Consider the following 22,178-nt stretch of genomic DNA (forward strand, 5'->3'; position numbering starts at 1 on the left):
CCCCTCAGCCCTTCAAAAGGTTGACGTCGTCGACCGAGGCCGAGCGTCGGGTGCGGAAGATCGTCACGATGATGGCGAGGCCGACGACGACCTCGGCGGCGGCGACGACCATGACGAAGAAGGCGAGCACCTGGCCCGTCAGGTCGCCGTGCATCCTGGCGAACGTGACGAAGGCGAGGTTTGTCGCGTTGAGCATGAGTTCCACGCCCATGAACACGACTATCGCGTTGCGGCGCAGCAGCACGGTCGTCGCCCCGATGGCGAAGAGGACCGCGGCAAGGACCACGTAGTTGGTGATGTCCATCAGACGTCCCTCTCCGACTCAGGGGTCGAGCCGGCCGCCGCGCGGGTCGGGCTCGTCTCCCCGGGGGTCGAGCGTGTCGATACCACTACCGCAGGGCCCTCCGGCGCCGGCCGCTCCTGCCCACGGATACGCAGCACACGCGACACCGACTGCGGCACCTGCTCGCCGTCCGGGCCGAGCGCCGGGGTGTCCATCGCGTTGGACCGGGCGTAGACGCCGGGAGGCGGCAGCGGGGTGAGCACCACGCCGTCCGGCAGCGCCTTGATGCGCTTGTCGGCCACCGACTCCTGCGTCTGCCTCGGCGTGAGCCGGCGGCGGTGCGTCAGCACCAGCGCGCCGACCGCCGCCGTCACGAGCAGCACGCCGACGGCTTCCATGGCCAGCACGTAGTCGCCGAACAGCACGCGGGCCAGCGCCTGCGGGTTGGCCACGCCACCGGGGTCGCCCCCGTTGAGGCCAGCGGCGGGCGGGAACGTCGCGTTCGCCACCACGCCACCGAGGATCACCGCGAGGCCGATGCCGATGAGCACGCCGATCCAGCGCTGCCCCCGGATGGTCTCGGTGAGGGAGTCGGACGCGTCGACGCCGACGAGCATCAGCACGAACAGGAAGAGCATCATCACGGCGCCCGTGTACACGACGACCTGGACGACGCCGAGGAACGGCGCCTCCTGCGCGATGTACAGGATCGCCATGCTGACCATGACGAACACGAGGCACATCGCCGCGTGCACTGCCCGCTTCACGAACAGCAGGCCCAGCGCGGCGAGGACCATGAGCGGGGCGATCACCCAGAACAGGACGGTCTCGCCGCCCGAGATCTCCAGCCCGGCGGGGGTCATGCCCTCACCTCCGTGCCGGTGCCCGGGCCGGTCGAGGCCCCTGCGGTGAGGTCCGCTGCCGACGTCGAGCCGGGTTCGCTGGTCGCACGCGCGCCGGTCTCGACCGCGTCCACCTGGGAACCGTCGGCCAGGACCCGCACCGAACCGACGGCCGCAGCACCGGCCGACTTCTCGGCCGCGCCGGGACCCTCGTCCGGGCGCACCTCGTGCTGCCTCTGCGTGGGAGCCGGCGCCTTGCCGGATGCCACGGCCTCGGCCGCGTCCAGCGTCGGGTCGTCCGGCCGGTGCTCGCGGACCCAGTCGACCTGCGCCGCCGTCGGGCCCAGGACGTCACCGCTGTAGTAGTTGGTGTCCGTCGAGCCCTCGACCATGGGGTGGGGCGCCGCCAGCATGCCCTCGGAGAGCGGGGCCAGCAGGTCCTGCTTCTCGTAGATCATGCCGGCCCGCGTCTTGCCCGCCAGCTCGAAGTCGTTCGTCATCGTCAGCGCGCGCGTCGGGCACGCCTCGATGCACAGCCCGCAGAAGATGCAGCGCAGGTAGTTGATCTGGTAGACGGAGCCGTACCGCTCGCCGGGGCTCATGTGCGCCCCCTGCGAGTCGTCCGCGTTCACCTGGAGGCCGGCGTTCTGCGGCAGGGCCGCGTTGGACGCGCCCTCCACGTAGATCGCGTCCGCCGGGCACGCCCAGGCGCACAGCTCGCAGCCGATGCACTTCTCCAGCCCGTCGGCGTACCGGTTGAGCTGGTGGCGACCGTGGAACCGGCGCTGGGTCGGTACCTTCTCGCGCGGGTACTGCTCAGTGACCGTGGGCTTGAACATCGACGACAGCGTCACGCCGAAGCCCGCGACAGGGGCAAAGATCTCCCCGATGGCCCCCGGCTTGGGACGCAGGGGCTGGTACTCGCCTCCCTGGTGCTCATTCACCATGGACCTCCTTTCCGAACCGCTTGGACGGGGGCAGCTTCTCGCCGGGCAGCGGCGGCACCGGGAACCCGCCGGCGAAGGCGTCGACAGGCTCCTTGTCCGTGTCCGCGCCCGGTGGCGCTTCCTTCTTCTCCGGCCAGAACCACATGATCGCTATGAAGACGACGGCGGCCCCGATGATCACCGGGATGAACTGCTGGTAGGTCACGCCCTGCACGCGCTGCAGCCACTGCACGACGGCGAGCACGACGACCCAGCCGAGCGCGACCGGGATGAGGACCTTCCAGCCGAACACCATGAACTGGTCGTAGCGCAGGCGCAGCAGCGTGCCGCGCACCCACACGAAGACGAACATGACGGCCCAGAGCTTCACCAGGAACCAGAGGATGGGCAGCCAGCCCTCGTTGAGGGCACCGCCGAGGAACGCGTCGGGCACCGGAGCCCGCCAGCCGCCCAGGAAGAGCGTCACGCAGACGGCGGAGACGTTGAGCATGTTGATGTACTCCGCCAGGAAGAACCAGGCGAACTTCATCGACGAGTACTCGGTCATGTAGCCGGAGACGAGCTCGCCCTCTGCCTCGGGCAGGTCGAACGGCAGCCGGTTGGTCTCGCCGATCATCGAGATCACGTAGATCACGAACGCGGGCGCCAGCGGGATGAACCACCAGATCTGCGTCTGGCTGTCCACGATCTGCGACGTCGACATCGACCCCGCCATGATGAACACGCTCACCAGCGACAGGCCCATCGCGAGCTCGTAGCTGATGACCTGGGCCGTCGAACGCACGGCGCCGAGCAGCGGGTAGGTGGAGCCGGAGGCCCAGCCGCCCAGGACGATGCCGTAGACACCGAGCGACGCGGCGGCCAGCACGTACAGCACCGCCACCGGGAAGTCGGTGAGCTGCGCCGGCGTGGTCCAGTCCGTCCAGAAGAAGGACAGGCTCGGCCCGAACGGGATCACGGCGAACACGAGCAGCGAGCAGAACACCGAGATCATCGGCGCCAGCAGGTACACGAACCGGTCGGCCCGCGTGACCGTGAGGTCCTCCTTGAGCAGGAGTTTCATGGCGTCGCCCAGCGACTGCAGCAGACCGAACGGCCCGTGCCAGTTGGGCCCGGGGCGCACCTGCATGCGCGCGACCACCTTGCGCTCGAACCAGATGGCGAAGAGCACGCTGGTCAGCAGGAACACCACGATCAGCACGGCCTTCACGATGGAGGCCCAGATGGTCTCCTGCGAGAAGTCGGCGGTCACCCCCGGCGCTGCGGCCGCCACAATCATGGGGTTCATAGCGCGTTCCCTTCCGAGTCGTCAGACGTCCGGGCCACCCGGGTGACCTGTGGGTCCGACACGTGGGGCGCAACGGTGACGAGGTCCCCGGCCGCCGCACCGAGCGTCTCGTGCACGCGGCAGCCCGCGCTGTTGAGCGGCAGCCACACGACGCCGTCGACCATCCCGTCGGTCACCACGGCGGGCACCTCGACGGCCCCGCGCTGTGTGCTGACGGTGACCTCGTCGCCGTCGGCCACGCCGAAGCCGGCCGCCGTGGCGGCGGACAGGCGAGCGACGGGCAGCTTGGCCGTGCCGGCGAGGAACTGCTCGCCGTCCTGGCCGCGTGCCGCGTCCAGCTGGAGACGCCAGGTGGCGAGCACCGCCTGCCCGCTCCCGACCGACGGCGGCCCGGCGGGCGTGCCGCCCTGAACCTTCAGCCGGTCGCCGTCCCAGGCACCGCGCTGCGTCATCGCGATGGAGAGGTGGGCCTCGGTCGGCGACGCCGCCTGCAGGTCCACGCCGAGGTGCTGGGCCAGCACGTGCAGCACGCGGTGGTCGGGCAGGGCGCTCGACTCGAGCGCCTGCCCGAAGGACCGCACGCGGCCCTCCCAGTTCCAGTACGACCCGGCGCGCTCGACGGGCGGCGCGACGGGCAGCACGACGTCGGCCCGCTCGGTGACCTCGGAGGCTCGCACCTCGAGGCTCACCACGAACCCTGCGGCGTCCAGCGCCGCGCGCGCGACGGCCGGGTCGGGCAGGTCGGCGAGCTCGACACCGCCGACGACCGCCCCGCCCAGCGCACCGTCCATCAGCGCTGCGAGGATGCCGGACGTGTCGCGCCCCGGGGTGTCCGGGACCTCCCCGCCCCAGGCCTCGGCGATCTGGGCACGCGCGGCCGCGTCCGCGACCGGGCGACCGCCCGGCAGCAGCTCGGGCAGCAGGCCCGCCTCGACGCCGCCACGCTCACCCGCACGGCGCGGGATCCACGCGAGCCGTGCACCGGTCGCCTCGGCAAGGCCGAGGGCCGCCGCGTAGGCGCCGGGCGACCCGGCGAGGCGCTCGCCCACCAGGATCACGGCGCCCGGCTGGGCCAGTGCGCCGGTGTCGATGTCCGAACCATCGGGCGCAAGGCTCGTGGTCAGGCTGGTCAGCCACTCCGCCTCGGTACCCGGCGCGGCCGGCAGCAGCGTGCCGTCCATCCGGGTCAGGCCACGCGTCGCGTAGGGGGCGATCGAGAACACCTGCGTCTTCGCGGCCCCCATCGTCCCCTTGCGCAGCCGCAGGAACGTGATGCCAGCCTCTTCCTCGGCCTCCAGGCCGACGAGCAGCACCGCAGGCGCCTGCTCCAGGTCGCCGAACGTGACGCCGACGCCGGACCCGGCCACGACGTGCGCAAGGAAAGCGGCCTCCTCGGCGGAGTGCACGCGAGCGCGCTGGTCGACGTCGTTGGTGCCGAGCGCCGTGCGCGCGAAGCGCGACCAGGCGAAGGCGTCCTCGACGGTCAGCCGGCCGCCCGGCAGCACGCCGACGCCGCCGGCCCGCCTGGCCCTGGCCAGCCCGGCCGCGGCGATCTCGAGGGCCTCGACCCAGGACGCGGGGCGCAGTGTCCCGCCCTCCCGGACCAGCGGCGTGGTGATGCGGTCCGGCGCGGTCTGCCAGGTGAACGCGAAGCGGTCCTTGTCGGTGATCCACTCCTCGTTGACCACGGGGTCCTCGCCCGACAGGCGGCGCAGCACCTGGCCGCGGCGGTGGTCGATGCGGATCGCGGAACCGCAGGAGTCGTGCTCCGCGATGCTCTCCGTGCTGACCAGGTCGAACGGACGCGAGCGGAACCGGTAGCCCGCACCGGTGAGCGCGCCGACCGGGCAGATCTGCACCGTGTTCCCGGAGTAGTAGGAGGAGAACGGCCGACCGGAGGTGTCGGTGGTGGCCTCCCCGATCGGACGGTCGACGGGCCCGGTGCTGGACTCCGCCCCGGCGAACCCGAGCACGTCCTCGTCGAACCGGCCGATCTGCTGGTGCGCGCCGCGGTCCTGGAGCGCGATGAACGCGTCGCCGGCGATCTCCTCGCTGAACCGGGTGCAGCGCTGGCAGAGCACGCAGCGCTCACGGTCCAGCAGGATCTGCGTGGACAGCGCGATCGGCTTCGGGAACGTCCGCTTGACGTCGGTGAACCGCGTCTCCGGCCGCCCGTTCGACATCGCCTGGTTCTGCAGGGGGCACTCGCCGCCCTTGTCGCACACCGGGCAGTCGAGCGGGTGGTTCATGAGCAGCAGCTCCATGACACCCTGCTGGGCCTTGTCCGCGACGGCGGACGTGTGCTGCGTCTTGACGATCATGCCGGGCGCGACGGTCATGGTGCAGGACGCCTGCGGCTTCGGCATGGGCCGGACGTTGCCCTCGCGGTCCGGCATGGAGACCTCGACGAGGCACTGCCTGCAGGCGCCGGCCGGCGCAAGGAGGGGGTGGTCGCAGAACCGCGGGATCTGGATCCCTGCCTGCTCGGCGGCCCGGATGATCAGCGTGCCCTTGGGGACGCTCACCTCCGTGCCGTCGATGGTGAAGGTGACCAGCTCGACCGGTGCGGCCTCGGTCGAGGAGGTGTTCGTGGTGACGGTCATCGGTGACCTCCCGCGCCGGCGCCCGCTGCTCCGACCAATGCAGCGCCCGGTGACGTAGTTTTCGGGGTGTACGGGAAGAGGGCCGAGGCGCTCGGGTCGAACGGGCAGCCGTGCCCGTCGATGTGCGCCTGGTACTCGTCGCGGAACAGCTTGATGCTGGAGGTGATCGGCGAGACGGCGCCGTCGCCCAGCGCGCAGAACGCGCGGCCCAGGATGTTGTCGCACAGGTCGAGCAGCAACTCAATATCGGCGTCGCCGCCGTCTCCATTTTCGATGCGGTGCAGCACCTGCTTGAGCCAGTACGTGCCCTCGCGGCACGGCGTGCACTTGCCGCACGACTCGTGCGCGTAGAAGTCGGTCCACCTGCTCGTCGCCCGGACCACGCACACCGTCTCGTCGAAGATCTGCAGCGCGCGCGTGCCGAGCATCGACCCGGCGGCGCCGACGGACTCGTAGTCGAGCGGGACATCGAGGTGGTCGGCCGTGAAGATCGGCGTGGAGGAGCCGCCAGGGGTCCAGAACTTCAGCTCGTGCCCCGCACGGACGCCACCGGCCAGGTCGAGCAGCTCGCGCAGCGTGATGCCGAGCGGCGCCTCGTACTGGCCGGGCCTGGTGACGTGCCCCGACAGGGAGAACAGGCCGTGGCCCTGCGACTTCTCCGTGCCCATCGAGGAGAACCAGTCGGCGCCCTTTGCCACGATCGCAGGGACCGACGCGATGGACTCCACGTTGTTCACCACGGTGGGCCGCGCGTACAGGCCCGCGACGGCGGGGAACGGCGGCTTGAGCCGCGGCTGGCCACGCAGGCCCTCCAGCGAGTCGAGCAGCGCCGTCTCCTCACCACAGATGTAGGCGCCGGCCCCGGCGTGCACGGTGACGTCGAGGTTGAAGCCGGAGCCCTGGATGTTCTTGCCCAGGTAGCCCGCCCGGTACGCCTCCTCGACGGCGTTCAGCAGCCGCCGGTAGACGTGCAGGACCTCGCCGCGCACGTAGATGAACGCGTGGTCGCAGCCGATCGCGTAGCTCGTGATGGCCACGCCCTCGATCAGGTGCTGCGGGCTCGCGAGCATGAGCGGGATGTCCTTGCAGGTGCCCGGCTCGGACTCGTCCGCGTTGACGACCAGGTAGCGCGGGCCGCCGTCGGGCGGAGGCAGGAAGCCCCACTTCATGCCGGTGGGGAAGCCCGCACCGCCACGGCCGCGCAGGCCGGAGTCCTTGACGGCCTGCACCAGGTCGGCCGGCTCCGCCTTCAGCGCCTTCTTCAGACCGGCGTACCCGCCGGCCTTCTCATAGGTGGCCAGGTGCCACGAGTGGTCCTTGTCCCAGGTGTCGGTCAGTACCGGTGTGAGCGTCGCGACGGAAGTCACTTGGCGTCCTCCCCTGGCTTCTTGTCCTTGCCGACCTGGGTGTCCGCCGGCGTCGTCGGCCTGCGCTCGGCGGAGGAGCCCGGTTCGCCCGTGATGGTCTCGCCCGGCCGGTCGGCCGCAGCGGCGGCGGCGTCCGGGGCCGTCCAGCCGCGCTCGCGGGCGATCCGCAGCCCGGCGAGCGTCGGCTCGCCCGTTCCTGCGTCCTCGTCGGCTCGTCCGTCGGAGAACCCGGCCAGGACGCGGCTCATCTGCTTGAACGAGCACACCGACGCGGCACCCCTGGTGGGGGCGACGTCCTCGCCGAGCCGCAGCTTGTCCGCGAGCGCCGTCGCCGTCTCGGGGGTCTGGTTGTCGAAGAACTCCCAGTTGACCATCACGACGGGCGCGTAGTCGCAGGCGGCGTTGCACTCGACGCGCTCGAGGGTGATCGCCCCGTCGTCGGTGGTCTCGTCGTGCCCGACGCCGAGGTGCTCGCTCAGCTCGTCGAAGATGGCGTCGCCGCCCATCACCGCGCACAGCGTGTTGGTGCAGACGCCGACGGTGTAGGTGCCGTTCGGGTGCCGCTTGTACTGGGTGTAGAAGGTGGCGACCGCCGAGACCTCCGCCGCCGTGATGCCGAGCATCTCGGCGCAGAAGAGGATGCCGTCCCTGCTCACGTACCCGTCGACGGACTGCACGAGGTGCAGCATCGGCAGCAGGCCGGAGCGCGGGTCCGGGTAGCGCGCCATGATCGCCGTGGCATCGGCGGTCAGTGTCGCCAGGGTCTCCCCGTCGTAACGGGTCCTGGTCTGTACGGGCTCTGCCGTCATCGGTCCACACCTCCCAGCACAGGGTCCAGCGACGCGACGGCGACGACGACGTCGGCCACCTGGCCGCCCTCGCACATCACGGACACGCCCTGGAGGTTGTTGAACGAGGGGTCGCGGAAGTGCGCGCGGTAGGGGCGGGTGCCGCCGTCGGACACGACGTGCACGCCGAGCTCGCCCCGCGGGTGCTCCACGGTCTGCCAGGCCTGGCCGACCGGAACGCGGAAACCTTCCGTGACCAGCTTGAAGTGGTGGATCAGGGCCTCCATGGAGGTGCCCATGATCTTCTTGATGTGCTCGAGCGAGTTGCCCTGCCCGTCGCCGCCGACTGCGAGCTGGGCGGGCCAGGCGATCTTCTTGTCGGCCACCATGACCGGCTCGCCCTCGGTGCGGTCGAGCCGCTCCATGGCCTGCTCGATGATCCTCAGGGACTGGTAGCACTCCTCGACGCGGAGCACCACGCGGTCGTAGCAGTCGGCGCCCTTCGCGGTGGGCACGTCGAAGTCGTACGTCTCGTAGCCGCAGTACGGGTTGTCCTTGCGGACGTCGTACGGCAGGCCGGTGGAGCGCAGCACCGGTCCGGTGATCGCGAGCGCCATGCACCCGGAGAGGTTGAGCACGCCGACGCCGGTCAGGCGCGCCTTGAAGATGGGGTTGGCGAGCATGAGGTCGGTGAGCTGCTTGAGGTAGCCGCGCACGTTCTTGAGCGCCGCGCGGGCCTGGGTGGTGAAGCCCTCTGGCACGTCGACGGCCACGCCGCCGGGGCGGATGTACGCGTGGTTCATGCGCAGACCGGTGACGGCCTCGAAGAGGCGCAGGATCTCCTCGCGGGCGGTGAACCCGACGGTCATCACGGTGGTGGCGCCCATCTCGTTGCCGCCGGTGCCGAGACAGACCAGGTGGGAGGCGATCCGGTTGAGCTCCATCATCAGGACCCGGATCACGGAGGCGCGCTCCGGCACGTCGTCGGTGATGCCGAGGAGCTTCTCCACCGCCAGGCAGTACGCGGCCTCCTGGAACAGGGGCGCGACGTAGTCCATGCGGGTGCAGAACGTGGTGCCCTGCGTCCACGTCCGGTACTCCATGTTCTTCTCGATGCCCGTGTGCAGGTAGCCGATGCCTGCGCGGGCCTCCGTGACGGTCTCGCCGTCGATCTCCAGCATCAGGCGCAGCACCCCGTGCGTGGACGGGTGCTGCGGCCCCATGTTGACGACGATCCGCTCCTCGCCGATCGCCTCGCGCGCGATGTCGTCCCAGTCGCCGTCACCGTAGGCCTCGAAGGCGCGCACCGTGGACGACGTGTCATCGGCGCCCGCCGGCCTGGTGGCGTGCGGAGCAGCAGTGGGAGCGCTCATGAGTAGCTCCTCCTCGTGTCCGGCGGGGGCACCGTGGCCCCCTTGTACTCGACGGGGATGCCGCCGAGCGGGTAGTCCTTGCGCTGCGGGTGGCCCACCCAGTCGTCCGGCATCTCGATGCGGGTCAGGGCGGGGTGGCCGTCGAAGACGATCCCGAAGAAGTCGAACGTCTCGCGCTCGTGCCAGTCGTTGGACGGGTACACGGAGGTGGTCGACGGGATGTGCGGGTCCTCGTCGGACGCCGTGACCTCCAGCCGCAGCCGGCGCGAGTGCGTGATCGAGGCCAGGTGGTAGACCGCGTGCAGCTCCCGGCCGGCGTCGTGCGGGTAGTGCACGCCGCTCACGCCGAGCGACAGCTCGAACCGCAGGTCCTGGTCGTCACGGAGCGCCTGGCACACGGCCACGAGGTGCTCGCGGGCGACGTCGATCGTCAGCTCCGCCTGCTGCGCGTCCGCGCTGTCCGCGCCGTGCAGGTCGACGACGACCTTCTCGATCGCCTGCTCCGGCGGCACGCCTGCCTCGTCCAGCACCTCGGTCAGGACGTCGATCACCTGGTCGAACCAGCTCCCGTACGGGCGCGACGACGCGGCGGGCATCGCGATCGGCGTGACGAGACCGCCGTAGCCGGACGTGTCGCCCGACCCGCCCACGCCGAACATGCCGCGCTTCACCTCGACGACCTCGAGCATCGTGGCGTCCTGCGGTGCCTGGACCTCGCCGGTGGTGCGCGTGTCGCCGCCCGGCGTGACGTCGCTCATCGCAGCAGCCCCTTCATCTCGAAGGTGGGCGTTGCCTCCATCGCGGCGGCCTCCGCCGCGCGCGCCGCCTCGATCCGGTTCACGCCGAGCGGCGCGTTCTGGATCTGGTCGTGCAGCCCGAGGATCGCGTTGATCAGCATCTCCGGGCGCGGCGGACAACCGGGCAGGTAGATGTCGACCGGAATCACGTGGTCGACACCCTGCACGATCGCGTAGTTGTTGAACATCCCGCCCGACGACGCGCACACACCCATCGAGAGCACCCACTTGGGCTCGCTCATCTGGTCGTACACCTGGCGCACCACCGGGGCCATCTTCTGGCTCACCCGGCCTGCCACGATCATCAGATCGGCCTGCCGCGGCGACGCACGGAACACCTCCATGCCGAACCGCGAGAGGTCGAACCGCGACGCACCCGCCGCCATCATCTCGATGGCGCAGCAGGCCAGGCCGAACGTGACCGGCCACACCGAAGCCTTGCGCAGGTACCCGGCGAGATCCTCGATCGTCGTCAGCAGGAAACCTGACGGCGCTTCCTCGACACCCATGTCCCCTCCTTGCTGCCGGGACCAGCCCGGCGTCGCTGCACGGCACCTGGCGGCGCCGCGCATGAAGTCGTTGGTCAGACCCAGTCGAATCCGCCGCGGCGCCACTCGTAGACGAACGGCACGGTGATCAATGCCAGGAACGCCAGCATCGCCACCAGTCCGAACGTCGCGAGCGTCGTGAAGTCGACGGCCCACGGGTAGAGAAAGACGACCTCGATGTCGAAGACGATGAATGTCATCGCCACCAGGTAGTACTTGATCGGCAGCCGCCCACCGCCCACCGCGTGCGGGGTCGGCTCGATACCGCACTCGTACGAGTCGAGCTTGGCGCGGTTGTAGCGCTTGGGACCGATGACGGCGCTCGCTGCGACGCCACCGAGCGCCAGGACTGCCCCGATCGCCATGAGGATCAGGACGGGTACGTAGGGGTTCATGCTGTGCCCTTCATGGACGACTTGCCCTTCGGATGCGTACTGCTCATGAGCTCGGGACCACCCTGGTCAGGCCCGCGATGACGCGGTCGACCCAGTCGCCGCCCTGTGGCTCGTAGGAGTCGGACAGGAGCTTGAGCGTGAACTGCATGACGACCTTGCGCGGCAGCCCGTACCTGACGCACACCCGCATGATCTCGGGGTGCTCGATGAGCCGCACGAACCAGCGGCCCAGGGTGTAGTAGCCGCCGAGGTCCTCGCGCATGCGGTCCGCGTAGGTGCCGAGCGTGGCCTCGCGGGCCGCGTCGGTGGTCTTGTGGCGGGCCTGGCTGATCGCCTCGGCGGCGACCCGGCCGGCCTGCAGCCCGTACGCGATGCCCTCACCGTTGAACGGGCTCACCATGCCGGCGGAGTCGCCGGCCAGGAGCACACCGTCCGCGTACAGCGGGCCACGGTTGTAGCCCATGGGCAGGGCCGCGCCGCGGATCGGGCCGCGCTCCGGCTCGTGCACCAGGTCCCAGCCCTCCGGGGCGCTCTTGGCCAGCCAGGTCTCCATGAGGCGCCGGTAGTCGATCCCCGCCGCCGACTGCCTGGCCGGGGTGGAGTGCACGCTGCCGAGGCCGACGTTCACCGTGCCGTCGCCGAGCGGGAAGATCCAGCCGTAGCCGGGCAGGAGGGCGCTCTTGCCCGGCTCGCCGTCCCACAGCTCGAGGTGCGACTCCATGAACGGGTCCTCGTGGCGCGCGGTGCGGTAGTAGGCCCGCACGGCGGTCCCCATGGGCCGGTCCTCGCGGCGTTCCCGCCCGACGGCGAGCCCGAAGCGCGAGCTGACCCCGTCGGCCGCGACCACTACCGGGGCGCGCAGCTCCGTGGCCGGGCCCTCGGCGCGCCCACGGGCGTCGAGCGACTGGACGGTCACGCCGACCACGCGGCCGTCGTCGTCGCGGACCGGTCCGGTGACCTTGGTGCGCTGCAGCAGCTTCGCGCCGCTCGCCTGCGCGTGCTGGGCGAGGGTGTGGTCGAGCGTCATCCGCGTACGCGCCATGCCGTAGCCCGGGTAGCTGGTCAGGCTCGGCCAGTCCAGCTCGTAGGAGCGCCCACCGCCGTGGACGCGCAGGCCGCGGTTGCGGATCCAGCCGTCGTCCTCGCGGGTGGGGACCCCCATGCGGACCAGCTCGGCCACTGCGCGTGGGGTCAGGCCGTCACCGCAGATCTTGTCGCGCGGGAACTCGCCCTTCTCCAGGAGCAGCACGTCAAGACCTGCGGCCGCGCACCAGTGCGCGGTGGACGATCCGGCCGGACCGGCGCCCACCACGATGACGTCCGCGTCGTCGCGTCTTGCTGTTCGCACGTTCACCCCCGTTGGGAACCCGCTGCCGGTCGCTGCTGACCATGCTGTGCGGGGTCGGTTCGAGCTTCTGACAAGCCCTTGTGAACCCTGTCACAACACCGACACCCTAGCCACACTTAGGGGGGATTGTGTAGGAAGGTTCCCCTTACTTTTGGGGCGGTGCCGAGGGCGGCACACCAGCGGTTCCCGCCGTGTGCGCCGCGATGGCGAGCTGCGTGCGGTTCTCCAGGCCGAGCTTGGCCAGCGCACTCGAGATGTGCGCCTTGACCGAACCGTGCGACAGGTACAGGCGGCGGCCGATCTCCGCATTGCCAAGACCTTTCGCCACGGCGACGGCGACCTGCCGCTCGCGGTCGGTGAGCGGCGCCAGCGCGTCCTCGCCGGCCGGCGCCGCTGTGTCCCCTCGCGCGTCCGCCACATGGTCGATCAGTCGCCGCAGGACGGTGGGCGAGACGGTCGGCTCGCCGTCGGCCGCCGCACGGATCGCCCGGACGATCTCGGCAGGCGGCGTGTGCTTGAGCAGGAACCCCGACGCCCCGGCGCGCATCGCGTCGAGCACGACGGGCTCGGTGTCGAACGTGGTCAGCACGATCACAACGGGCTGAGGGAGGTCCGGCGTCGACCGGAGCGCGCGCAGCGCGGCCACCCCGTCCAGGCGCGGCATGCGGACGTCCAGCAGCACGACGTCGGGCGCGGCCTCGCGGACCAGGCCGACCAGCTGGTCGCCGTCGTCCGCCTCGCCGACGACGTCGATCCCCGGAGCCCCGGTGAGCATCAGCCGCAGCCCCTGGACGACGAGCGGGTCGTCGTCGACCAGGACCACCCGGACCGGCGTCACGCTCGCTCCAGCGGCAGGTGCGCGGCCAGGCGGAACTCGCCGTCGCGGACGCCGTGCTCGAAGCGCCCGCCGTCGAGCCGCACCCGTTCGGACAGGCCGGTCAGCCCGGCCCCGGCGCCGGGGATCTCGCTGGCCGTCACCCCGACGGGCAGGGGGTTGACCACCGCGACGTACACCTGCTCGTCCGCCGGGCCCACCGTCACGGTGACGACGGCGCCGACAGCGTGCTTGCGCGCGTTGGTCAGCCCCTCCTGCACCGTCCGGTAGACGGTGCGCTGGACGTTGTCCGGCAGGTCGGCGAGCGGATCGAGGTCCAGCTGCGCAGTGACCCGCTGTCCCGCACCCCGCGCCTCGTCCACCAGTCGTGGCACGTCGCGGAGCAGCGGCTGCGGCCGCTCGGGGAGGGCGGCGGACCCCGCGGCGGGCGCCGTGCCGGCCGCCGGGTCGCGCAGCACGACCAGCACCTGCCGCAGCTCCTCGACGGCGAGGTGCGCGTTGTGCCGGATCACCGTCGCCGCCGCGCGCACCTCGTCGAGCGTGGGCGGGGACTCCCCGGCCGTGCGGTACTCCAGAGCGCCCGCGTGCATGGAGAGCAACGAGACCCGGTGCGCCAGCACGTCGTGCATCTCGCGGGCGATGCGCTCACGCTCCCCCCGGCGCGCTCCCTCGAGCCGCGCCGCCGCGAGCGCCCGCTCGCGCGCGGCCTCGGCGCGCAGCCCCTCGAGCACGAGCCGCCGCGAACGCGTGAGCAGACCGAAGCTGAGCGCCAGGAGGTGCAGGAGCGAGATCACGAGCACGTACGAGGCCCAGTCGACCCCGGGGATGGGAAACAGCGCGTGGTACGGGATCGCCGCCGCGAGGTAGACGGCGACGAGCGGCACGGACGCCCTCGGGCGCAGATAGGCCGCCATCCGGTAGACCACGACGACGACGGCGACCGCCGCGCTGGCGGAGAGCGCAGCAGGGACGAAGACCACCAGCCCGACCGCGAGCGGATGGCTGCGGGTCCACCACATCGCACCGCAGGCCACGAGACCCATGGCGACGTCCCAGGGCAGGAACCAGTCCGGTACCCCTCCTGCGCCGCCTTGTAACGGGTCGAGGTACGACGCCCAGACGAGGAGCGCGACGACGAACAGCAGCCCGTCCACCGCCCACTGGGCGCTGGTCCGCCGAGCTCGCGACGGGCTCGGCCCGGTGCGGACGGACGGCTGTCCGCCCTCGACCGGGAGTGCCGCCGTGACCATGCGTCGAGGATAGGTACGCGGGGCGCGGTGCGGCCATGGCTCTGGACAGGTCTGGCCGATCGGCCGGACCCTGCGGTGCGGGTCTGGCCGATCGGCCGATGCGCACGGCGCCCGCGCGCACCAGGCTGTGAACATGACCTCAGAACCCTTGACCCTGGACGACGCGCCACCGTCCGGCGCGGTCCCCGCGTTCGAGCTCGTCGGGCTCCGCAGGGAGTTCTCCGACAAGGTGGCGGTGGACAGCATCGACCTCCGCGTTCCGCCCGGATCGTTCTTCGGCCTCGTCGGCCCCAACGGCGCAGGCAAGACCACCGCCCTGTCGATGGCGGTCGGCCTGCTGCGGCCGAGCGCGGGCCGGGCGCTCGTGCACGGCGTGGACGTCTGGGACGACCCGATCGCCGCCAAGCGGCTGCTGGGGGTGCTCCCTGACGGCCTGGCCCTTCCCGAGCGGCTGACCGGTGGCGAGCTGCTCACCTACTGGGGGCGGTTCCGTCAGCTCCCTGCGCAGACGGTCGCCGACCGTACCGCGGAGCTGCTGCGCGTCCTCGAGCTGGACGAGGCGGAAGCCCTCGGCACGCTCGTCGGCGAGTACTCGACGGGTATGCGCAAGAAGATCGGGCTGGCGACGGCGCTGCTGCACTCGCCGCGCCTCCTGGTCCTCGACGAGCCGTACGAGGCGGTGGACCCGGTCTCCGCCCGGGTGCTCACGGCGATCCTGCGCCGGTTCACCGACTCCGGCGGCTCCGTCATCGTCTCCAGCCACGTGATGAGCCTGGTCGAGCAGCTCTGCGACCGGGTGGCGATCATCGCCCGCGGTCAGGTGCTCGCCGACGGCACCCTCGACGAGGTCCGCGGCGCGGGCACCCTGGAGGACCGGTTCGTCGAGCTGGTCGGCACCACCGACCTCGCAGAGGAGGACCTGACATGGATCGGGAGCTGATCTCGCTCAAGCTGACCACGCTGCGCCACACCGCGGCCGGCATGCGGCCGGCAGGGTGGGCCATCGGCGGTCTGCTCGTCGTGGCCACCTGGACCGCTGCGCTCGTCGCGGGCGGGGACGCCGCCCGGCACTCGATCCTCACGCTCGCCCTCCTGTTCTGGGGCATCGGCGCGGCCATCGGCCCCGTCCTGATGAGCGGCGCAGGCACGCTGCGCCCCGGCTGGTTCGCGCTGCTGCCGATCCCCCGGCGGACGCTCGGCCGGGGTCTCCTCGTGAGCGTCTACGTGAGCATCGCCGCCGCGATCGTGCTCGCCGCGCTGCTCGCGGTCGGGCTGCACGCCGCCCTGCTGGACCCGGTGACGCTCGTCGTCGCCATCCCGGGCGCGCTGCTGACCTGGGTGCTCGTGATCGCGCTGTCCCGCCTGGTCTACGGCCTGCTGGGGGCCGCGATGGGGTCGCGCATCGGTATCGAGATCGCGTCGATCCAGTTCGGCCTGATGTTCGCGGGGATGTTCGCCGGCTGGATCCCGGTGACCATCGCCATCGAGCGCACGCCGGACCTGCTCGCGACCGGCATCACGGACAGCGCAGTGACCCGTGGCCTGGACCTGAGCCCGACGTCCTGGTCGGTGCTCGCCGTGGAGAGCGCCGCACGGGGGGACTGGGCCGGCGCACTGCTCCTGCTGGGCGGGCTCGCGCTGTGCGCGGGCATCGTCGTGGCGGCGGCGATCCCCCTCCTGGTGCCGTCGACCCGGCCGCAGGCCCAGCGGCGCCGTGGTCGGCGCCGCTCCGCCGGCCTGGTAGCGGGCGGCGGGTTGCTGCCCCGCACGCAGACGGGGGCCGTGATCGCCAAGGAGCTGCGGCAGTGGAGCAGGGACGGCTGGCGACTGGTCGAGGTGCAGTCCGCCGTCTGGGGCGGCATCCTCATCGGCGCGCTCGCGCTGACCAGCGACGACCTCAGGGTCATCGCCGCGTTCACCGGCCTGTTCGTCGCCTTCATGCTCGGTATCGCCGCCTGCACCATGTACGGCCAGGACGGCAGCGCGGTGTGGCTCGACGTCGTCGGGCAGGACGAGACGTCGGTCCGGGCGGACGTCCGCGGCAGGCAGTGGGGCGCCGTGCTGGTCTTCCTGCCCAAGGTGCTTGCCGTGACCGCGGTCTTCGTGGTGCTCAGCCAGGCCTGGTGGGCCGTCCCGATCCTGCTGGCCGCGACCCCTGCCCTGTTCGGGGCCGCCTCCGGCGCCGCGGTGCTGGTGGCAGCCGTCGGGGTGTCGCCGGGGGTCGACCCGCGCCAGCGCGTCGGCCCCAACGACGCCGTCGGGAACATCAGCCTGCACATCTGGGTGGTGATGCTGCTGATCTCGATCATGGTGGCGCCCACCGCGGGGATGATCGTGGCGCTCGCGACATCGCCGTCGGCGTGGCTGGCAACGCTCACGGTGGCCGTAGGGGTCGCCAACGGCTTCGGCGCCGCGTGGCTGCTCGGCCGGATCACCATCGGCTACCTGACCGCTCGGCTGCCCGACCTGTTCAGCCGCATCCGGTACGACCAGGTGTTCCGCGACACCAGGACGCGGGGCACCCTCGACTGGCTCGAGTCGACGACCCTCAAGGGCGAGCAGGAGGCCAAGGCCCGACAGCAGAAGGAGCGCGCGGACCGGATCGCCAAGAGCTCCGCCCGGTAGGGCGCCACCCGCCGTCCGGCCGGCCTCAGGCCGGCCGGACCGCCCGGTGCAGCGCCACGATCCCCCCGGACACGTTGCGGTAGGCAGCGTGCTCCCAGCCGGCCCCGAGGAGCAGCTGCGCGAGCTCGACCTGGGTGTGCCAGGTGCGGATGGACTCGGCCAGGTAGTCGTACGAGCCCTTCTCGCGGGTCACGGCGTTCGCCACCAGCGGCAGCGCGCGCATCAGGTACTCCTGGTAGACCTTCCGGAACGGCGCCCACGTGGGGGTGGAGAACTCGCAGATCACCACGCGCCCGCCAGGCCGGACGACGCGGAGCATCTCGCGCAGCGCCACGCTGGTGTCCGCCACGTTCCGCAGGCCGAAGCTGATGGTCACCGCGTCGAAGGACGCGTCGGCGAAGGGCAGGCGCATGGCGTCGCCCGCGACGAACGGGAGGTCCGGCCGGCGCTCCTTGCCGACCTGCAGCATGCCGGTCGAGAAGTCGGACGGGACGACGAACGCGCCGTCGGCGGCAAAGGGCTCGCTGCTGGTTCCGGTGCCCGCCGCGAGGTCGAGCACACGCTCGCCCGGCATCGCGGCGACCGCCTCGACCGTGAGCCGGCGCCAGCGCCGGTCCTGGCCCATGGAGATGAGGTCGTTCGTCAGGTCGTAGCGGGCGGCGATCCCGTCGAACATCGACGCGACCTCGGCCGGCTTCTTCTCAAGGCTTGCGCGAGACATGCCGCCATCGTTTCACGGCGGTCCGGCACACGAGGCCGTGTGGTCGGCAATCCGTCAGGTGTTCGGTAGTCCCGGCCTGCCGAACACCTGACAAGTTGCCGACCACACGCGCCAGCACCCTCGCCCGCGCCACTGTGACCTCCGCTACGGGCTGCTTCCGTCGGCCGGACCCGCGCTTATCCTGAGGGTGATGATCGCTTCACCGGCCGGCGGCTCCCCCGGCATACCCGGAACCCCCGGCACGCCTGCCGGTACCACCGAGTACGACACCTGGGTGACCGAGGCGCCGCCCCCGTCCGACGACGCGCCACGCGGCGCGCCGGACGGCCCGCAGCTCGTCGTCCGCACCGTCGCGATCGACGACCTCCCGGACACACCGACGGCGCTCGTCGACCGCCTCCCCGACACCAACGCGCTCGCCTGGGTGCGGCACGGCGACGGGCTCGTGGGCTGGGGCGAGGCCCTGCGGTTCGAGACGTTCGGCCCCGGCCGCTTCGCCGACGCCGACGACGCCTGGCGCCGGGTGCTCGACCGCGCCGTGGTGCACGACGACGTGACGCTGCCGGGCAGCGGCCTGATCGCGTTCGGCAGCTTCGCCTTCGACGACGTCTCCCCCGGCGACGAGTCCGAGGACCCCGCGCGGGCGAGCGGCGTGCTGATCGTGCCGCGCGTCGTCGTCGGGCGGCGGGGTGACCGCGCCTGGATGACGACGATCTCGCTGGTGGGCGACCGGTCCGCCCCGGTGGGCGAGGACCTGCTGTCCGCCTACCCGCACCAGCCCGTCCCCGAGCCGGGCGCCGTGGTGCTGGCCGACGGCGCCGTGGGCGCGGCGGACTGGCCGGCCGTCGTCGCGGAGGGCATCACGCGGATCAAGACCGGCGAGCTGGAGAAGGTGGTGCTCGCGCGCGACGTCGTCGCCACCGCGGAGCACCCGATCGACGCCCGCCACCTGCTCGGCCGCCTCGCCTCCGCATACGACGCGTGCTGGGCGTTCAGCGTGGACGGCATGGTCGGCGCGACGCCGGAGCTGCTGGTCCGCAGCGAGAAAGGGCTGGTCGCCTCACGCGTGCTGGCCGGCACGATCCGGCGCGAGCACGGCGGGAGCGCGCAGGCGGCCCCCACGGGCACGGAGCCGCAGCACAGCGCCGACGCGATGCGCGAAGGGGACGACGCCGACCTCCTGCACGCCGCCCAGCTCGCCCGCTCCTCGAAGGACCTGGAGGAGCACGAGTTCGCGGTGCGCTCCGTGGCGGCGGCCCTTGAGCCGTTCTGCTCGTCGATGAACGTGCCGGAGGCGCCGTTCGTGCTGCACCTGCCGAACGTGATGCACCTGGCGACCGACGTGACGGGAGTGCTGACGGACCAGAACCCGATGTCCGGACCCCGACCGCCGTCGTCGCTCTCGCTGGCGGCGGCACTGCACCCGAGCGCCGCCGTCTGCGGTACGCCGACCACGGCCGCCCGCAGCCTGATCCGCGAGATCGAGGGCCTGGACCGTGCCAGGTACGCCGGGCCCGTGGGCTGGGTGGGAGCGGACGGTGACGGCGAGTGGGGCATCGCCCTGCGCTCGGCCGAGATCTCGCCGACCGACAGCCGCCATATCCGGTTGTTCGCGGGCTGCGGAATCGTCGCGGCGTCGGACCCGCAGGCGGAGCTGGCGGAGTCGGAGGCAAAGCTGGAGCCGATGCGCTACGCCCTTGGCGCCTCGAACTAGCTTGTTGTGGGCGTGATCGTTGCGCCTAAACCGGGCACGTAGCCGCAACGATCACGCCCACAGCAAAAAGGGGGTCAGGGGGTGCCCGCCGTGGGGCCCTTGCCGATCGGCCGGGTCGGGTCGCCCCAGACCTGCTCCCGGAAGCTGTCCCACACCTGGATGTCGGACGTCGCGCCGATGAAGCCCATCCGCGCGTCCGTGGCGGTCAGCAGGAGCTCGATGAGCGATGCGCCCTCGAGGACCTTCGTCGCCACCTCCAGGAGGTCCTGCCCGTCGGGCAGGTTCGCGTGGATCGACGACACGTACATCTGGGCGTCGCCCTCGAGCGACACGAAGTTCGCCCGGGTGTCCGTGCCCGCCGTCGTGCCGTGGTCGTAGGCGTACGACTTGAGCCAGAAGCCGTCGACGACGACCTTGTCGGCCGAGATCTTGATGGCGTCCCTCCGGCCGCCGCCGTCTCCCTTGACCGGCACGTTCGCCAGGCCGATGCCGTTGATGCCCGTGAGCGGGATCGTCAGGTCCCGGCTCTCGAGGTCGGCAGGGAGCGAGAAGACCGAGCCGTCCTCCCTGGCGCCGCACTGGCCGGGCAGATCGATGTTGAGGTCGTACCTGCCACCGAAGCTCACCTTGACGCAGGTGCCGAGCTCCGTGTGCAGCGCCTCCTCGATCGTCTCCTGCGGGTCGATCTCACCGCAGGGGTCGGACGGCGCACTGTCCTCCGCCTCGGGCGGCACCTCGCCGTCCTGCGTCGGCTCCTGGCACTCGGCCTTGTCGTCGCCGGTGCTTCCGCCGGCGTCGCCGTCGGCCGCGTCGCCTGCCGTGCCGTCCCCGGCCTCGCCGCCGTCCGAACCGTCGGCCGGGCCGGTCACGCCGTCGGTGACGTCGTCCACCGCGTCCCCGACCGGGTCCTCGTCCGCGCCCGGCTCGGTGGTGCCGGGGTCCGACGTGCTCGGCGACGGGGACGCCGACGGGTCCGTCGTGCCGCCGCCGTCGTCGCACGCGCCGAAGACCACGCACCAGAACGAGTCGTCCTGCTGCGTTCCTGCGTCCGACGTGGAGGCCGGCAGGCTCATGCCGCCCAGCGCCATCGCGCCGGCGATCACCACCGCCGCTGACTTCTGCGACAGGGCGCGCAGCGCGGTGCTGAGCGACTCCACCTGCGGGATCGCCTCCGTGTCGGCGGCGGGCTCGCCATCTGCGCGCGGTGCGGCGTCGGACGTGCCACCGGCCGGCTCGGGTGCCGCCGCGTCGCCGGCCGCCTCCTTCTCGGCAGCGGCCGCTCCGGTCTCGGCGGCGGCGGTGTCGGCGGCCGCGGTGTCGGCGGTGTCGGCGGCCGCGGTGTCGGCATTGGCACCGGCATCCGTGTCGGTGGCCTCGCCGGCCGGTTCCGCCCCCTCGCCCGCCGTCGCCGCGTCCTCGCCCTCCGCGACCGCAGCGGGCGGCGCCCAGGACACCACGACGACGCCGCCGATCACGCCGAGCAGGAACCCGACGACCCAGCCGCCGAGGTTCACCCCTGCGATGGAGTAGACGGCGATCGCGAGCGCGATCACCCCGTAGAAGATCCGGTGAACGGGCTGGGCGATCGACAGGATCCCGAGCAGCACGAGCGCGAGCGGGAGGATCGTCGCCTGCGCGCCCTCGACCCCGAACTGCAGCACGACGTTCACACCGAGCTGGTCCAGCTTGATCGGGCCGGACAGAAGCATCTCCAGACCAGCGAGCGCTACCAGCACACCCCCGACGAACGGCCGCTGCGCGCGCCAGGGACGGAAGTCCCTGCGCCAGTCAGCAAGCTTCGCGCGAAGTCCGGGGCGGCCGGCAGGGGCCTGGCCGTCACCCGGACTCAGAAGCACTCGGTGCCGTCCGTGATCTTGAGGCTGAGGTCCGTCAGCTGGAAGACGGCGGCCTGCGTGCTCCAGGAGACCTGCTCGAGGCCCTCGATGTCGATCGAGTCGGAGTCCATGGCGAAGTCGCCGACGTCGCCCTTCTTGGCCGTGTTCACGGTCGAGGCATCCACGCCGATGCGGATGTTCTTGAAGATCGCGGTACCCGACAGGTCGTTCATGCCGATCTGCAGGTCGGTGGCCTTCGCAGGCTCGTCGCCCGTGCCTGCGGAGATGAGGATGCCCACCTTGCCGAGCGGAGTCTCCTCGACGACCGACTGGCAGAGGTTGTAGAGCTTCGCGTCCTTGATGTTCGCGATGGCAGCGGGGTGCTGCGTGCCGTCGGAGGCGGTGGCCACGCCCGCGTACTGCGAGAAGCCGGTGCCCGCGAGCTGGTCCGCGCCGATCTTGAACTGGCTGCCGGAGATGGCGAACGAGACGGGCACTGCGCCCTGCGCGACCCCACCAAGCAGAACGCTGGCGGCGATCGTGACCGGAATGACTGCGAGCGCCACGCGACCCTTGCGCGACCCCGTGAGCTTGGAGAGCTTCATTGGTTTTCCCCTCG

20 protein-coding genes are annotated in these 22,178 nt (G+C 71.7%); 3 read left to right on the top strand and 17 right to left on the bottom strand.

Annotation, left to right across the window (positions count from 1 at the left end):
• Positions 1-4: 4 nt before the first annotated feature.
• From nuoK to ACFS27_RS28170, 14 genes are all read right to left on the bottom strand, one after another.
• Positions 5-304: an NADH-quinone oxidoreductase subunit NuoK gene (gene nuoK, locus ACFS27_RS28105; protein ID WP_020016046.1), complete on the bottom strand. Its 300-nt coding sequence runs from the start codon at positions 302-304 to the stop codon at positions 5-7.
• The gene (locus ACFS27_RS28110; RefSeq protein ID WP_377190479.1) at positions 304-1,146 is read right to left on the bottom strand and encodes an NADH-quinone oxidoreductase subunit J; all 843 of its coding nucleotides are present in this window, start codon (positions 1,144-1,146) and stop codon (positions 304-306) included. Before ACFS27_RS28110 ends, nuoK begins: the two co-directional genes overlap by 1 nt.
• Positions 1,143-2,069: an NADH-quinone oxidoreductase subunit NuoI gene (gene nuoI / locus ACFS27_RS28115; RefSeq protein ID WP_377190481.1), complete on the bottom strand. Its 927-nt coding sequence runs from the start codon at positions 2,067-2,069 to the stop codon at positions 1,143-1,145. The genes ACFS27_RS28110 and nuoI overlap by 4 nt, the downstream gene beginning before the upstream one ends.
• Positions 2,062-3,360, bottom strand: coding sequence for an NADH-quinone oxidoreductase subunit NuoH (nuoH, locus tag ACFS27_RS28120; protein ID WP_377190483.1), 1,299 nt, complete (start codon positions 3,358-3,360; stop codon positions 2,062-2,064). The genes nuoI and nuoH overlap by 8 nt, the downstream gene beginning before the upstream one ends.
• Complete coding sequence (locus ACFS27_RS28125) at positions 3,357-5,963, bottom strand: NADH-quinone oxidoreductase subunit G (protein WP_377190485.1); 2,607 nt, start codon at positions 5,961-5,963, stop codon at positions 3,357-3,359. Before ACFS27_RS28125 ends, nuoH begins: the two co-directional genes overlap by 4 nt.
• Positions 5,960-7,330, bottom strand: a complete 1,371-nt coding sequence (gene nuoF / locus ACFS27_RS28130) for an NADH-quinone oxidoreductase subunit NuoF (protein WP_377190487.1) — start codon at positions 7,328-7,330, stop codon at positions 5,960-5,962. The genes ACFS27_RS28125 and nuoF overlap by 4 nt, the downstream gene beginning before the upstream one ends.
• A complete protein-coding gene (gene nuoE / locus ACFS27_RS28135) occupies positions 7,327-8,139 on the bottom strand; it encodes an NADH-quinone oxidoreductase subunit NuoE (protein ID WP_377190489.1) in 813 nt (270 codons plus the stop codon). Before nuoE ends, nuoF begins: the two co-directional genes overlap by 4 nt.
• On the bottom strand, positions 8,136-9,491 hold the full coding sequence (locus ACFS27_RS28140) for an NADH-quinone oxidoreductase subunit D (protein ID WP_377190490.1): 1,356 nt from the start codon (positions 9,489-9,491) through the stop codon (positions 8,136-8,138). The genes nuoE and ACFS27_RS28140 overlap by 4 nt, the downstream gene beginning before the upstream one ends.
• Positions 9,488-10,249 (bottom strand): NADH-quinone oxidoreductase subunit C, encoded by a 762-nt coding sequence (locus ACFS27_RS28145; protein ID WP_377190492.1) that lies wholly within the window; start codon positions 10,247-10,249, stop codon positions 9,488-9,490. Before ACFS27_RS28145 ends, ACFS27_RS28140 begins: the two co-directional genes overlap by 4 nt.
• A complete protein-coding gene (locus ACFS27_RS28150; protein ID WP_275006255.1) occupies positions 10,246-10,797 on the bottom strand; it encodes a NuoB/complex I 20 kDa subunit family protein in 552 nt (183 codons plus the stop codon). The genes ACFS27_RS28145 and ACFS27_RS28150 overlap by 4 nt, the downstream gene beginning before the upstream one ends.
• A 74-nt stretch (positions 10,798-10,871) precedes the next feature.
• Entirely contained in the window at positions 10,872-11,231 is a 360-nt protein-coding gene (locus ACFS27_RS28155; protein WP_377190494.1) for an NADH-quinone oxidoreductase subunit A, read from the bottom strand.
• Between the two features lie 43 nt (positions 11,232-11,274).
• Positions 11,275-12,579, bottom strand: coding sequence for a geranylgeranyl reductase family protein (locus tag ACFS27_RS28160; RefSeq protein ID WP_377190496.1), 1,305 nt, complete (start codon positions 12,577-12,579; stop codon positions 11,275-11,277).
• Positions 12,580-12,724: 145 nt separating this feature from the next.
• A complete protein-coding gene (locus ACFS27_RS28165) occupies positions 12,725-13,417 on the bottom strand; it encodes a response regulator transcription factor (protein ID WP_377190497.1) in 693 nt (230 codons plus the stop codon).
• Entirely contained in the window at positions 13,414-14,664 is a 1,251-nt protein-coding gene (locus ACFS27_RS28170) for a sensor histidine kinase (protein ID WP_377190499.1), read from the bottom strand. The genes ACFS27_RS28165 and ACFS27_RS28170 overlap by 4 nt, the downstream gene beginning before the upstream one ends.
• A 133-nt stretch (positions 14,665-14,797) precedes the next feature.
• Here ACFS27_RS28170 and ACFS27_RS28175 point away from each other — a divergent pair, with 133 nt between their 5' ends.
• Positions 14,798-15,604 (top strand): ABC transporter ATP-binding protein, encoded by an 807-nt coding sequence (locus ACFS27_RS28175; protein WP_377190501.1) that lies wholly within the window; start codon positions 14,798-14,800, stop codon positions 15,602-15,604.
• Positions 15,589-17,289 (top strand): hypothetical protein, encoded by a 1,701-nt coding sequence (locus tag ACFS27_RS28180; protein ID WP_377190503.1) that lies wholly within the window; start codon positions 15,589-15,591, stop codon positions 17,287-17,289. The genes ACFS27_RS28175 and ACFS27_RS28180 overlap by 16 nt, the downstream gene beginning before the upstream one ends.
• Positions 17,290-17,314: 25 nt before the next feature.
• Here the strand turns inward: ACFS27_RS28180 and ACFS27_RS28185 are convergent, their stop codons facing one another.
• Positions 17,315-18,010: a demethylmenaquinone methyltransferase gene (locus ACFS27_RS28185; RefSeq protein WP_377190505.1), complete on the bottom strand. Its 696-nt coding sequence runs from the start codon at positions 18,008-18,010 to the stop codon at positions 17,315-17,317.
• 190 nt (positions 18,011-18,200) lie between these two features.
• Between ACFS27_RS28185 and ACFS27_RS28190 the strand changes: the two genes are divergently transcribed.
• Positions 18,201-19,724: an isochorismate synthase gene (locus tag ACFS27_RS28190; protein WP_377190507.1), complete on the top strand. Its 1,524-nt coding sequence runs from the start codon at positions 18,201-18,203 to the stop codon at positions 19,722-19,724.
• A 74-nt stretch (positions 19,725-19,798) separates the two neighbouring features.
• Here ACFS27_RS28190 and ACFS27_RS28195 read toward each other — a convergent pair whose 3' ends face one another.
• Positions 19,799-21,580: a DUF6114 domain-containing protein gene (locus ACFS27_RS28195; RefSeq protein ID WP_377190509.1), complete on the bottom strand. Its 1,782-nt coding sequence runs from the start codon at positions 21,578-21,580 to the stop codon at positions 19,799-19,801.
• Positions 21,571-22,164 (bottom strand): DUF6230 family protein, encoded by a 594-nt coding sequence (locus ACFS27_RS28200; RefSeq protein WP_377190511.1) that lies wholly within the window; start codon positions 22,162-22,164, stop codon positions 21,571-21,573. The genes ACFS27_RS28195 and ACFS27_RS28200 overlap by 10 nt, the downstream gene beginning before the upstream one ends.
• Positions 22,165-22,178: the final 14 nt, after the last annotated feature.

Origin of the sequence: Promicromonospora vindobonensis (assembly GCF_042685865.1) — a bacterium.
GTDB lineage: Bacteria > Actinomycetota > Actinomycetes > Actinomycetales > Cellulomonadaceae > Promicromonospora > Promicromonospora vindobonensis.